Annotated in this window: 11 protein-coding genes and 1 pseudogene; 8 read left to right on the top strand and 4 right to left on the bottom strand. The window is 64.3% G+C overall.

What is annotated here, in order from left to right; all coding sequences use genetic code 11:
• Positions 1 to 3 precede the first annotated feature (3 nt).
• Together AC1DQ3_RS13610 and lpdA are read left to right on the top strand one after the other, a co-directional pair.
• On the top strand, positions 4 to 621 hold the full coding sequence (locus AC1DQ3_RS13610) for an MFS transporter (protein WP_477120712.1): 618 nt from the start codon (positions 4 to 6) through the stop codon (positions 619 to 621).
• A gap of 28 nt (positions 622 to 649) precedes the next feature.
• On the top strand, positions 650 to 2,440 hold the full coding sequence (gene lpdA / locus AC1DQ3_RS13605; RefSeq protein WP_477120711.1) for a dihydrolipoyl dehydrogenase: 1,791 nt from the start codon (positions 650 to 652) through the stop codon (positions 2,438 to 2,440).
• A 339-nt stretch (positions 2,441 to 2,779) separates the two neighbouring features.
• On the opposite strand, the gene phaP1 is transcribed toward lpdA, so the two are convergent.
• Positions 2,780 to 3,358, bottom strand: a complete 579-nt coding sequence (gene phaP1 / locus AC1DQ3_RS13600; protein WP_477120710.1) for a TIGR01841 family phasin PhaP1 — start codon at positions 3,356 to 3,358, stop codon at positions 2,780 to 2,782.
• A 452-nt stretch (positions 3,359 to 3,810) separates the two neighbouring features.
• On the opposite strand from phaP1, the gene AC1DQ3_RS13595 reads away from it, so the two are divergent.
• The 5 genes and pseudogenes from AC1DQ3_RS13595 to pbpG all read left to right on the top strand — a co-directional run bounded on the left by AC1DQ3_RS13595 (position 3,811) and on the right by pbpG (position 8,151).
• Entirely contained in the window at positions 3,811 to 4,749 is a 939-nt protein-coding gene (locus AC1DQ3_RS13595; RefSeq protein ID WP_477120709.1) for a histone deacetylase family protein, read from the top strand.
• Positions 4,746 to 5,651: a DMT family transporter gene (locus AC1DQ3_RS13590; protein WP_477120708.1), complete on the top strand. Its 906-nt coding sequence runs from the start codon at positions 4,746 to 4,748 to the stop codon at positions 5,649 to 5,651. The genes AC1DQ3_RS13595 and AC1DQ3_RS13590 overlap by 4 nt, the downstream gene beginning before the upstream one ends.
• 21 nt (positions 5,652 to 5,672) lie before the next feature.
• Positions 5,673 to 5,876, top strand: a pseudogene (locus AC1DQ3_RS13585) (acyl-CoA thioesterase); the annotation flags it as partial.
• A gap of 65 nt (positions 5,877 to 5,941) precedes the next feature.
• A complete protein-coding gene (locus AC1DQ3_RS13580) occupies positions 5,942 to 6,643 on the top strand; it encodes a nitroreductase (RefSeq protein ID WP_477120707.1) in 702 nt (233 codons plus the stop codon).
• Between the two features lie 299 nt (positions 6,644 to 6,942).
• The gene (gene pbpG, locus AC1DQ3_RS13575) at positions 6,943 to 8,151 is read left to right on the top strand and encodes a D-alanyl-D-alanine endopeptidase (protein ID WP_477120706.1); all 1,209 of its coding nucleotides are present in this window, start codon (positions 6,943 to 6,945) and stop codon (positions 8,149 to 8,151) included.
• 99 nt (positions 8,152 to 8,250) lie between these two features.
• On the opposite strand, the gene AC1DQ3_RS13570 is transcribed toward pbpG, so the two are convergent.
• The 3 genes from AC1DQ3_RS13570 to AC1DQ3_RS13560 form a co-directional block, all read right to left on the bottom strand.
• Entirely contained in the window at positions 8,251 to 9,663 is a 1,413-nt protein-coding gene (locus tag AC1DQ3_RS13570) for an FAD-binding oxidoreductase (protein ID WP_477120705.1), read from the bottom strand.
• Between the two features lie 83 nt (positions 9,664 to 9,746).
• Positions 9,747 to 10,451, bottom strand: coding sequence for a FadR/GntR family transcriptional regulator (locus tag AC1DQ3_RS13565; protein WP_477120704.1), 705 nt, complete (start codon positions 10,449 to 10,451; stop codon positions 9,747 to 9,749).
• 192 nt (positions 10,452 to 10,643) lie between these two features.
• The gene (locus AC1DQ3_RS13560; protein WP_006155981.1) at positions 10,644 to 11,429 is read right to left on the bottom strand and encodes an IclR family transcriptional regulator; all 786 of its coding nucleotides are present in this window, start codon (positions 11,427 to 11,429) and stop codon (positions 10,644 to 10,646) included.
• A gap of 235 nt (positions 11,430 to 11,664) precedes the next feature.
• Between AC1DQ3_RS13560 and AC1DQ3_RS13555 the strand changes: the two genes are divergently transcribed.
• The gene (locus AC1DQ3_RS13555) at positions 11,665 to 12,390 is read left to right on the top strand and encodes a (Fe-S)-binding protein (RefSeq protein ID WP_477120703.1); all 726 of its coding nucleotides are present in this window, start codon (positions 11,665 to 11,667) and stop codon (positions 12,388 to 12,390) included.
• Positions 12,391 to 12,431 lie beyond the last annotated feature (41 nt).

Genomic DNA, 12,431 nt, shown 5'->3' with positions numbered 1-12,431 from the left:
TCCATGACTACCTGCGTTGTCGTCAAGAAGGCCGGTGAGGTGGCAATTGCCGCCGATGCACTGGTGACGTTCGGCGACACCCGGCTCACGCGTGCCTACGAGCGCAACCAGAAGGTGTTTCCGGTGGGGGACAGTTTCGTGGCGCTCGCGGGTACCACCGCCCATTTCCCGGTCATGCGCAGCCTGCTGGCCGGGCTGGGCGAGGATTGCCGCCTGGGCTCGCGCGACGACATCTTCCGGACCTTCCTCAAGGTGCATGAAAAGCTCAAGACCGAGTATTTCATCAACACCAAGGAAGACGAGGACGATCCTTACGAGTCCTCGCAGATCGTGTGCCTGATTGCCAATCCGGCGGGCGTCTTCGGCGTTTATTCGTACCGCGAAGTCTTTTCGTTCGACCGTTTCTGGGGCATCGGCTCGGGGCGCAATTACGCGCTGGGCGCCATGCACGCGGCCTACGACCAGCCGGGCATGAGCGCCAGGGAGATTGCCCGGATCGGCGTGGACGCGGGCGTGGAGTTCGACAAGAGTTCGGCAGGTCCGGTCGAAGTGCAGGTGGTGCGGCTTGGTGACACGGCCGGCGACGGCGCAACCAATAACGATGGCGCGGCCCGTATCTGAAGCGGGACGCGTTCTTGAGGAGCAAGACATGAGTGTGATCGAAGTCCAGGTGCCGGATATCGGCGATTTCGACGCGGTGGAAGTGATCGAAGTGCTGGTCAAGGCCGGCGATACGGTTGAGCAGGAACAGTCGCTGATCGTGCTCGAGTCGGACAAGGCCAGCATGGACGTGCCTTCGTCGGCTACCGGCAAGGTGGTCGAGGTGCGTATCAAGGTTGGCGACAAGGTGGCCAAGGGCGCCGTGATCTGCACGGTGGAAAGCGAAGCCGCGGCCCGCCCGGCCGCCGCTCCGGCCCCGGCGCCTGCTCCCGCTCCCGCGGCGGCTGCGATGCCGGCCGCCACGCCTGCGGCTGCCCCCGTGGCTGCCTCGCATTCGGGCAGTGCGGACATCACCTGCGACATGCTGGTGCTCGGCGCCGGCCCCGGCGGCTACTCGGCCGCCTTCCGCAGTGCCGACCTGGGCATGAATACCGTGCTGGTCGAACGCTACGGCTCGCTGGGCGGGGTCTGCCTGAACGTTGGCTGCATCCCGTCCAAGGCGCTGCTGCACAATGCCGCCGTGATCGACGAAGCCAAGGCCCTGGCGGCCCACGGCATCCTGTTCGGCGAAGCCAAGATCGACCTCGACGGCCTGCGCCACTACAAGGACAGCGTAGTCGGCAAGCTGACCGGCGGCTTGTCCGGTATGGCCAAGGCACGCAAGGTGCAGGTCGTGCGCGGCGTTGGCACCTTCCTGGATCCGCATCACCTGGAGGTCGAGGAGACCGAAGGCGACGCCAAGCAGACCACTGGCAAGAAGACGGTGATCCGCTTCGAGAAGGCCGTGATCGCGGCCGGCAGCCAGGCGGTCAAGCTGCCATTCATCCCGGAAGACCCGCGCATTGTCGACTCCACCGGCGCGCTGGAACTGCCCGAGGTGCCCAACAAGATGCTGGTGATCGGCGGCGGCATCATCGGGCTGGAAATGGCTACGGTGTATAGCACGCTGGGCGCCAATATCGACGTGGTGGAGATGCTCGATGGCCTGATGCAGGGCGCCGACCGCGATCTGGTCAAGGTCTGGGAGAAGATGAACAAGCTGCGCTTCGGCAAGGTCATGCTCAAGACCAAGACGGTCGGCGTGGAAGCGAAGCCGGACGGCATCTACGTCAGGTTCGAAGGCGAACAGGCCCCGGCCGAGCCGCAGCGCTATGACCTGGTGCTGGTGTCGGTGGGCCGTGCGCCCAACGGCAAACGTATCGGCGCGGAGAAGGCGGGCGTGACGGTGACGGAGCGCGGCTTTATCGACGTCGACAAGCAGATGCGCACCAACGTGCCGCACATCTTTGCCATCGGCGACATCGTCGGCCAGCCCATGCTGGCGCATAAGGCCGTGCATGAGGCGCACGTGGCGGCCGAGGCAGCGCACGGCGAGAAGGCCTACTTCGATGCCAAGCAGATTCCCTCGGTGGCCTTTACCGACCCGGAAGTGGCCTGGGCTGGCCTGACCGAGGATCAGTGCAAGGAACAGGGGATCAAGTACAGCAAGAGCGTGTTCCCGTGGGCGGCTTCCGGCCGCGCCATTGCCAACGGCCGCGACGAGGGTTTCACCAAGCTGATCTTCGAGGACGAAACGCACCGGATCATCGGTGGCGGTATCGTGGGCACCCATGCCGGCGACCTGATCAGCGAAGTCTGTCTGGCAGTCGAGATGGGCGCCGATGCGGTGGATATCGGCAAGACCATCCACCCGCACCCGACGCTGGGCGAATCCATCGGCATGGCTGCCGAGATCTATGAAGGCGTCTGCACCGACGTGCCGCCGCCACGCAAGCGTTAAGCGTCTGCCGCGCAATGAGGCCCGCCGGATGGCGGGCCTTTTTTCGGTCTATTTGCAATTAACCGCCAGCATTTACAACCGCCTGCCTGTGGCTCCGCCAACTAAACCCGGCTTACAGTTGCGCGGGCGGGGTGAGAGTAAGGGCAAAAAAATCCCGGCGCATGGCCGGGAGCGAATCGATATTGGAATACAAGGAAACCAGATACCGAGGAGACATCGTCAGAGGGCAGGGGGCTTGGGCGCCTTCCATGCTGCCTTCGTTGGCAAAATGCGCTGGCTGTGCCAATCGCGCTTTGCCAACGAACCGGCCGCAGCCGGTTCGTCTTGTACTATCGCTGCTTAGACGGCGGTAGTGGCCTTCTTGGTCGCGGTGCGAGCCGTTGCGCTGGCTTGCTGGGCGGCCTTGGTGGCGGCGCTGGCGGCTGCCTGGAAGTTGCTTTCGGCGATTTCAACAGCTTGCTTGGTGGCCTTCTGGACCGACTCATAAGCGTTGTTGGCGGCGCTGATCGCGGACTTCACGATGGCGACGGTCGACTCGGAGCCGGCCGGTGCGTTCTTGGCGAGGTTCTCGACCATGGCTTGCACCTTCTTCGAGTTCTCAGCCAGTTGGCTTTCGGCAACCTTGGTGAACTCCGACTGGGTTTCCGAGGCGATTTCGTACAGGTGGCGGCTGTAGGCCAGGGCCTTTTCGGCAACCGGCTGGATCAGCGAGGACTGGATGGCCAGGAATTCCTGAGCGTCTTTCGCCGCCAGGGCCTTCTTGGCGTTGTCCACATTTTCAGTGAACGTGGCCTTGACCACTTGCAGGTTCAGTTCCACCAGCTTCTCAACGCCTTCGAAGGCTTTGGTGGTCAGGCCAAACAGGGTCTCGAGGTTGGCTTTTTGCGCTGCGGCGACTTGTTCCGGGGTGAAGCTCATGCTGGTCTCCAAAGATGAAGTTCAAGGTCATGCAAAATTAGGCCGCCCAGATGTCAGAGCCATGACGAATGCACTGCAGTTCGTCTGCCAGCCCCAGGCGAATGGGAGTTGCCGGCGCTTTTGGCTAGCGCTGCCATACCTTCTGGCTAGCGCCGCCACACCGATGGTGCGCCGCAACAATTCCAATTGTAGGGAAAAGAAAAACGGTGTCAAGGGGTTCTTGTGCATTGCACAAACAAGTCCGCGGGAAGTCTGCCTTAAAGCATGTATTGCGGTGCCTGGGTTGCATATTTGCACCAGGCTGGGCCAGGGCTGGGCGATTGTGGCCGCGTACCTTCAAGCCGCTGCAGTGCTACCATCGCGGTCTGCCCGAGTCGTCGCCGAAGGGCGCAACCCAGCGGCCGAGGCTCCGCGGCCCGCCGGCCGGTATGTCCGCCCCAAGTTCACCCTCAATGCTTGCTTTTTACGCCGACCACTTTGTCCTGCCCCTGCCCGAGGGGCATCGTTTCCCGATGCGCAAGTACAGCATGTTGAGGGAGACGGTCGAGCGGGAAGTGGCTGGCCTGAGGCTTGCCGAGGCGCCACGTGCCGGGGACGACGCCTTGCTGCTGGCGCATACGCCTGAGTATGTCGCCAGCGTCTCCCGCGGCGCGCTGGACCCCGCGCGCCAGCGCGAGATCGGATTTCCCTGGTCCGAAGCCATGGTCGAGCGGTCGCGGCGCTCGGCCGGCGCCACCATCGAGGCATGCCGTACCGCGCTGCGCGAGGGCATCTCGGTCAACCTGGCCGGCGGCACGCATCATGCCTACGCCGACAAGGGCGGCGGATTCTGTGTATTCAACGACGCGGCGATCGCTGCGCGCCAGTTGCGCCGCGATGGCCAGGTGCGGCGCGTGGCGGTGGTGGATCTCGATGTGCACCAGGGCAATGGCACCGCCGCCATCYTGCGCGACGACCCCTTCGTATTCACGCTGTCGCTGCACGGCGAGAAGAACTATCCGTTCCGCAAGGAGGCCGGCGATCTCGACGTGGGCCTGCCCGACGGCTGCAGCGACCAGCCCTACGCCGAGGCGTTGCAGGGCGCGCTGGATACCCTGTTTGCGCGCTTTTCTCCGGACCTGATCATCTACCTGGCTGGCGCCGATCCTCATGAAGGTGACCGGCTCGGGCGCTTGAAACTGACACTCGCCGGCCTGGCCACGCGCGACCGGCTTGTGTTCGAGGCAGCCTTGGCGCGCGGGCTGCCGGTCGCCGTGGCGATGGCTGGCGGCTATGGCAACCAGATCGAGGACACCGTGGCGGTGCACGCGCAAACCATCGCGCTGGCTGCGCAATATCACACGCGCTATGCCCGCGTGCCTGCCGGCGAAACCGTGGTGGCACGGCAATGAGCGCAACCGGCCAAGTCCGCGCTGCGCGCGGCAACTTGTGGATGGCGGCCATGCCGTGGCTGTTCGTGGTGATCTGGAGTACCGGCTTCATCGTGGCCAAGTACGGCATGCCGCACGCCGAGCCGATGACCTTCCTGTTCCTGCGTTTCGTCGGCGTGCTGGTGCTGATGGTGCCTTTCGTGGTGGTGGCGCGGGTGCCGCTGCCGCGGCGCGCGGGTGCCATCGACTGGCGCATGGTGGGGCACATCGCCGTGGCAGGGCTGTTCCTGCAGGCGGGTTACCTTGGCGGCGTGTGGGCAGCGGTCAAGCTCGGCATGCCGGCTGGCGTCTCGGCCCTGATCGTCGGCATGCAGCCGATCCTGACCGCGCTGGCGGCTTCGCGCATGGGCGAGACCATCGGGCGGCGCCAATGGCTGGGGCTGCTGCTGGGCATCGCGGGCGTGGGGCTGGTGGTGGCCAACAAGCTGTCGGTCAGCGGGCTGTCCGCGCCTAGCCTGCTGCTTGCCCTGGGCGCCTTGTTCTCGATCACTTTCGGCACGCTGTATCAGAAGCGCTATTGCGCGATGCTGGACCTGCGCATGGGTTCGGTGATCCAGTTCGCGGCTGCCGCGCTGGCCTGCCTGCCCTTCATGTTCCTCACCGAGACTCGCCATGTCGAATGGAACGCCGAGATGTTCGGCGCGCTGGCCTGGTCGGTGGTGGCGCTGTCCATCGGCGCGATCTCGCTGCTGTTCCTGTTGATCCGGCAAGGCGCGGCCACCCAGGTGTCCAGCCTGATGTATCTCACGCCGCCGACCACGGCCGCCATGGCATGGCTGCTGTTCGGCGAGGGCTTCCCGCCGCTGGCTGCGCTTGGCATGGCCCTGGCCGCCGGCGGCGTGGCCCTGGTGATCCGCCGCTGATCTTCCGTTTGCGTGCTTGCAATGAAACCGATCGCCGACCCCCGCAATGCCTGCCGTCATTTCCAGCCCGTCGCCATGCGCTGGATGGACAACGACGTCTATGGCCACGTCAACAACGCCATCTACTACAGTTACTTTGATACCGTTGTGAACACCTGTCTGATTCGGGAAGGCGTGCTCAATATCGGGGCTGGCGACACCATCGGGCTGGTGATCGAGACGCAAGGCGCCGGTGTGCGAATCCGTGGACGCCGGTGCTTGAGCCAGCCCACGCAGAGGAGATGAGCGTCATGGATTCACAGCAGAAGCGGGACGCCGCCGTTGTAGACCAGGCCATCATCACGCGCCGTTCGGTGCGCGCTTTTCTCGATACGCCCGTGCCGCACGCGGTCGTCAGCGAGATCCTGGCGGTGGCCAGCCGTGCGCCTTCCGGCACCAACGCCCAGCCATGGCGGGTCTATGTGCTGAGCGGCGATGCCAAGTTGAAATTGTCCGCCGATGTGCTGAGCGCCTTCGACGATCCGCAGCGCGACAGCAAGTACCGCGAAGAGTATCCCTACTATCCGCGCGAGTGGGTGACGCCGTATATCGACCGCCGCCGCAAGGTGGGCTGGGACCTGTACAGCCTGCTGCAGATCAGCCGCGAGGACAAGGGGCGCATGCACGCGCAGCACTCCCGCAATTTCACCTTCTTCGGCGCGCCGGTGGGCTTGATCTTCACCATCGACCGCATCCTGGAGCAGGGCAGCTGGCTGGACTACGGCATGTTCCTGCAGAGCATCATGGTGGCGGCCCGGGCGCGCGGGCTGGATACCTGCCCGCAGGCGGCGTTCACCCAGTTCCACGCGGTCATCGCCAATCACTTGCGCCTGCCGGAAGATGAGATGGTGGTGTGCGGCATGGCCCTCGGGTATGCCGATCCAGCGGCCATAGAGAATACCCTTAGTACGGAGCGTGAACCTGTGAGCGGGTTCGCGCGTTTCTTGTCATGAAACGCGCCGGCTGCGGACTATATTCATTTGTAAGTCCGCCGCAGGCTGGTGGGCAGTGGAGGTGCGATTGAGCAGGCAACAGAGCCATCCGCTGTGGATTTGCCACAGTCCATGTAGGTTTTTATGCACGCGCCATGTGTTGTATGGTGCATTTTTTCCGCAATGTGGAATTGTTTGCAAATCGAACTTTAAAGAGGCTTCGTAAGTCTTTAATCTTGCTAACAATTTCTTTTTTTCCTAAACTGGCGCAATCCAAGTTGCGCGCTGAATGAATCATGTTCCGGTCTGATTCCCCCCTAATGTTTCGATTCTTCGGCTCTACCCCTCTTACATCGGTCGCGGCCTCTGTGCTGCTGACCGTATCGATGCTGGCCGCCCCTGCGGTCGATGCCGCGACGAATACGTCGGACACCGCAAAAACCAGCAAAAAGTCGGCAAAGGTCACCAAGTCCGAGAAAAAGTCGGCAAGTCACTCCTCCAAATCCACCAAGACCAAGCAGGTCGCCAGCAGCGGCAAGGCCGAGCGCGTCACTACGCGCAAGGTCGTGGTGCTGAAGAACGGCAAGCGCCATGTCGTGGCGCAGCACCAGGCGGTGCCGGTTCGCGCGGCGTTCATCCCCGCGAAACCCTCGCTGGGCGAGGCGCTCGGCCTGCGTGACACGGAGGATGCGCTCGCGCTGCGCTCCAGCGTGGCGCTGGTGATGGATCAGACTTCCAACGAAGTGCTGTTCCAGAAGAACGCCGCGGCGGTCTTGCCGATCGCCTCGATCACCAAGCTGATGACCGCCCTGGTAGTGATGGACGCGCGCCAGCCGATGGATGAAGTGCTCACCATCACCGAGGACGACCGCGACAACGAGAAGCACAGTAGTTCGCGCCTGCGTTTTGGTGCGCAGCTGACCCGCCAGGACGCGCTGCTGCTGGCGCTGATGTCCTCGGAGAACCGGGCGGCATCGGTGCTGGGCCGCAGCTACCCGGGCGGCCTGCCGGCGTTTGTGCAGGCCATGAACCACAAGGCACGCGAGCTGGGCATGAACGACAGCCACTTCGTCGATTCGAACGGCTTGTCGAGCAGCAATGTCTCCAGCGCGATGGATCTCGTGCGCATGGTCAACGCGGCATACCGCAACCCCACCATCCGCGAGTACTCGACGCAGACCGAGTATGAGGTCAATGTGCTCGGGCGAACCCAGCACTATGTCAGCACCAACCGCCTGGTGCGCGGCGGCAACTGGGATATCGGCCTGCAGAAGACCGGCTTTATCTCCGAGGCTGGCCAGTGCCTGGTGATGCAGGCCAAGGTAAACGGCCGCAATGTGGTGATGGTGTTCCTGGATTCGGTCGGCAAACTGTCGCGCTTTGCGGATGCCACTCGTGTCAAGGACTGGCTGGAACACGCGCAAACCGGTCCCGGCCGCCCTTTTCCGACGTCCCCTAACCTGACGCAGGGGCTAACACCGACTTCCCCCCAGGCTATCCTTAGCGCCCAGCAGCCACACGGCATCTGATGGCGGCGCCGGGATGACCCGGCACCCATGCACATGCACAATGCGTCAGGAAAAACGCGCCGTTCCCGGCGCGTTTTTTTCGACGGTGTCGTCCTGCGCCTACAGCAGCTTGCCCGGGTTCATGATGCCGGCCGGATCCAGCAACTGCTTGATGCCCTGCATCAGGCGCAATTCGAGCGGGTCCTTGAGCCGCAGGAAGTCGTCGCGCTTGAGCTGGCCGATACCGTGCTCGGCGCTGATGCTGCCGCCGTAGCGCGCGACCTCGTCCAGCACCTCGGCGGTCAGTGCCTTGCCGTGCCGGGCGGTCCAGTCGCGCTCCGCGCCTGCCGGACGTGACAGGTTGTAGTGCAGGTTGCCGTCGCCGAAATGCCCGAAGATGAAGGGGCGGACGCTGGGGCTGATAGCCTTGAGGCGCGTTTCCATTGATGCCATGAAGGCGGGGATCTGCTCGATCGGCAGCGAGACATCGTGCTTCAGGTGCGGCCCGTCGGCGCGCTGCGCCTCGGAGATCTCCTCGCGCAGCTTCCACAGGCTCTGCAATTGCGCCAGCGAGGCGGAGACCGCGGCATCCAGGCACAGCTCGCGCTCCAGCGCTTCGCCGATCACGCGTTCGAGCAGGGCGTTGAGGGCGTCTTCGTCGGTGGTGTCGGCCAGTTCCACCAGCACATAGGCGGGATGGCGCTGCGCGAACGGCTCCTGCACGCCTTGCGCATGCCTGAGCACCAGGTCGACGCAATCGCCGGTGAAGAATTCGAAGGCTTGCAGGCGCGCGCCACAGTGGGCGAACAGCAGTTCGAAGAGTTCCAGCGCCTGCAGGGGGGAGGCCACGGCGGCAAGCACGACGGAGCGCGCATCGGTACGCGGGAACAGGCGCAGTGCCGCGGCGGTGATGACGCCGAGCGTGCCCTCGGAACCGATCAGCAGTTGCTTGAGGTCGTAGCCTGTGTTGTCCTTGCGCAAGGCGCGCAGGCCGTGAAAGATCTCGCCGTTGGGCAGCACGGCCTCGACGCCCAGCACCAGCTCGCGCGTCATGCCGTAGCGCACCACGTTGACGCCCCCCGCATTGGTCGCGAGATTGCCGCCGATCTGGCAGGAGTCCTCGGCCGCCAGGCTGAGCGGCAGCAGGCGATGTGCTTCCTGGGCGGCGCGCCGCAGGTTGCCCAGGATGCAGCCTGCTTCGGCGACCAGCGTGTTGGCAATGGTATCGATCGAGCGGATCGCGTTCATGCGGTCCATGCTCAGCACCACGTTGGCCGGGCTGCTGTCCGGCGTGGCGCCGCCGCACAGGCCGGTATTGCCGCCGCGCGGCACCACCGGCACCGCGGCCTGCTGACACAGCGCCAGGCAGCGGGCCACCTCATCCACGGTGCGCGGCCGCACCACGGCTTGCGCATTGCCGCGGTAGAGACCACGCCAGTCGGCGAGCCACGGGGCGACCTGCTCGGGCTCGGTGGCGACCACGTCGGGGCCTAGCGTTTCGATCAGGCGGGGCAGGAAAGCGGAATTTTGCATGGTGGTTCTATCTGGAGAGACTGGACAGACGAAAGGGGCGAAACGGCTCGGGCTGCTGAGTGGGACGGCAACTGGCAACGGAACTACCGACCACTGGCCGGGCGCAAGTCCAGGCGCGCCGCCGCACCCTGCAGGTGGGACACGGCCGCGGCGCGCGCCAGTTCCGGGTCGCCCGCGCGGATCGCGTGGAAGATGGCCAGGTGTTCCTGGTGGACCTGCTCGGACAGGCCATCCTGCTGGCGCGTATTCAGCCGCGCCACGTGCACGGCCTGGTGCAGTTGCAGGTTGAGGTATTGCAGCAGTTGCAGGTAGTACTTGTTGTGCGTGGCGGCGGCGATGGCCACATGAAAGGCGGTATCCGCATCCACGCTGCGATGCGGGTCGTGCAGTTGCGCCGCCAGCCGTTCCAGCACCGATTGCATATGCTCGACATCCTGCGCGGTGCGCCGTTGCGCGGCCAGGGCGGCGGCAGCGCTCTCGAGGTCGAGGCGCAATTCGTAGATGCTGGACAGGTCGCCGCGATCGATACCCATCTCCTGCGGCAACTGGAAACCGGCATTGCCCACACGCGAGCGGACCGTGCTGCCCACACCCTGCCGGCTTTCGATCAGGCCCTGGGAGCGCAGGTGCTCCGTCACTTCCCGGATGACAGCGGGGCTCACGCCGTACTGCTCGGCAAGCTGCTTGCCGGTCGGCAGCCGCGCGCCAACGGGATACGTGCCGTCGGCAATCCCGGCGCGCAGTTGTTGGGTCACCTGTTCGGTGAGGGTGATGGCCTTGGTACGCATGTCCGGCAGGATATAGCTATTCAGGTTATCTGAAAACTAGGTGTAAACCCGTGCTACGGATCGATGCATGGATTGAATGGGAGTGCGGCCAGAGCCGGCCAACCGGGAAAGAACGGAAATTGGACGAACGCGGTGCGCTGGCCGGCGGGAAGGGCGCCTGCCCCTGTCCCGCCTGACCCTCACCCATGGGGTTCAGGCTGCCACGTCGGTGGCGTAGCCCATGCCCCGCGAGATCTGCAGCGCGGTTTCCTTCAGGTTCTGCAGCCAGCTGTCCTGCAGGCGATCGGCGGGGGCCGAGAGCGAGAGCCCGGCCACCAGGCGGCGCGAATCGTCGTAGATGCCGGCGGCGATGCAGCGCACGCCGAGTTCCAGTTCCTCGTTGTCGCGCGCGTAGCCGTTCGTGCGCACCCAGTTGAGTTCGCGTTCCAGCTTGATCAGATCGGTGATCGAGGTGCGGGTATGGCCCGCCAGCCCGGTGCGGGTGGCGTAGTTGCGCACCCGCGCGACTTCATCGGCGGCCAGGAACAGCTTGCCCACCGAGGTCAGGTGCAGCGGCGCGCGGCCGCCAATGGCGCGCACCACCTGCATGCCGGAGCGCTCGCTGTACGCGCGCTCGATATAGACGATCTCATCGCCCTGGCGCACCGACAGGTTTACGGTCTGGCCCGTCACACGATGCAGCGCGCGCATCGGCGCCAGCGCCGCGTCGCGCACCGACAGCCGGGCCTTGACCAGGTTGCCCAGTTCCAGCAGCCGCATGCCAAGCCGATAGCTGCCGGGGTCGGAGCGGTCGACGAAGCGGCAGGCCACCATGTCGTTCAGGATGCGGTGCGCGGTGGAAGGGTGCAGGCCGGTGGTCAGCGACAGTTCTTTCAGGCTGACCGGATCAGCATGCTGGGCGAGCGCGTCGAGCAGCGTCATCATGCGTTCGATGACCTGGATGGACGTCTTTCCTGGGGCTTTGTCTGCTTCTGCCATGGAGAAATGTTGCCCTGCGGCAAATTAAGCGGTTGCCTGATTCTATCTCGCATTATGAAAATTTCAATAGGTGAAACGAGATTACCAAAAAACTTCGCATGACGCGGCTAGTGTATGTGCCGGAAGAAGCATGCGGAAATGCGGCGAATTCATCCGTGCCCTGAACGCTTTTGCATGCCGCCTGGTGCGCAAGAGCGCATAATTGCGGGGTTTCGGGGTCTGGAAAAGGGAAACAATGCGAGTCGGTCTGTTCGCCACCTGCCTGGTGGACCTCATGCGTCCGGAAATCGGCTTCTCGGTGCTCAAGCTGCTCGAGAAGGCGGGCTACGAAGTGATGGTGCCCGAGGCCCAGACCTGTTGCGGGCAACCCGCCTACAACTCGGGCGAGCGCACGGCCGCACGCGACCTCGCGGAGAAATTCCTGCGCGAGTTCGAGATGTTCGACTACGTGGTGATCCCGTCGGGCTCATGCGGCGGCATGGTGCTCCATCATTACGCCGACCTGCTGGGTGACGATCCCGAGTTGAATGGCCGCTACGAGGGCCTGCGCTCGCGCGTATTCGAGCTGACCGATTTCCTGGTCAACGTGGCCAGGCTGGGTGAATTCGATTCCACGTTCGCCGGCCATGTCACCTATCACGATTCCTGCTCCGGCCTGCGCGAACTCGGTGTCAAGAGCCAGCCGCGCGCCTTGCTGGCGCAACTGCCCGGCGTGCAGTTGAGCGAGATGAAGGACTGCGAGACCTGTTGCGGATTCGGCGGCACCTTCTCGGTCAAGTACGGCAATATCTCGACGGCCATCGTCGACGAGAAGTGCGCCAATATCAAGGCCAGCGGCGCCGATGCCGTGGTGCTGGGCGACCTCGGCTGCATGCTCAATATCGAAGGGCGCCTGCGCAGGACCGGCGACACGCGCACGCAGGTGCTGCACATCGCGCAAGTGCTGGCCGGCGACGCCTGAGAGGCGCTCTCAACGCGGGCAGTCAGAAAATAAACTTTAGC

This window comes from Cupriavidus sp. 01T418 (assembly GCF_056398885.1).
The sequence above is the reverse complement of the archived record's forward strand: the minus strand, read 5'-3'. Positions and strand labels throughout refer to the sequence as shown.

Excerpts from the sequence above, each read along its gene's own strand:
- AC1DQ3_RS13610 (WP_477120712.1), top strand. The coding sequence starts at position 4 with ATGACTACCTGCGTTGTCGTCAAGAAGGCCGGTGAGGTGGCAATTGCC.
- lpdA (WP_477120711.1), top strand. The coding sequence starts at position 650 with ATGAGTGTGATCGAAGTCCAGGTGCCGGATATCGGCGATTTCGACGCG.
- phaP1 (WP_477120710.1), bottom strand. The coding sequence starts at position 3,358 with ATGAGCTTCACCCCGGAACAAGTCGCCGCAGCGCAAAAAGCCAACCTC.
- AC1DQ3_RS13590 (WP_477120708.1), top strand. The coding sequence starts at position 4,746 with ATGAGCGCAACCGGCCAAGTCCGCGCTGCGCGCGGCAACTTGTGGATG.
- AC1DQ3_RS13580 (WP_477120707.1), top strand. The coding sequence starts at position 5,942 with ATGGATTCACAGCAGAAGCGGGACGCCGCCGTTGTAGACCAGGCCATC.
- pbpG (WP_477120706.1), top strand. The coding sequence starts at position 6,943 with ATGTTTCGATTCTTCGGCTCTACCCCTCTTACATCGGTCGCGGCCTCT.
- AC1DQ3_RS13570 (WP_477120705.1), bottom strand. The coding sequence starts at position 9,663 with ATGCAAAATTCCGCTTTCCTGCCCCGCCTGATCGAAACGCTAGGCCCC.
- AC1DQ3_RS13565 (WP_477120704.1), bottom strand. The coding sequence starts at position 10,451 with ATGCGTACCAAGGCCATCACCCTCACCGAACAGGTGACCCAACAACTG.
- AC1DQ3_RS13560 (WP_006155981.1), bottom strand. The coding sequence starts at position 11,429 with ATGGCAGAAGCAGACAAAGCCCCAGGAAAGACGTCCATCCAGGTCATC.
- AC1DQ3_RS13555 (WP_477120703.1), top strand. The coding sequence starts at position 11,665 with ATGCGAGTCGGTCTGTTCGCCACCTGCCTGGTGGACCTCATGCGTCCG.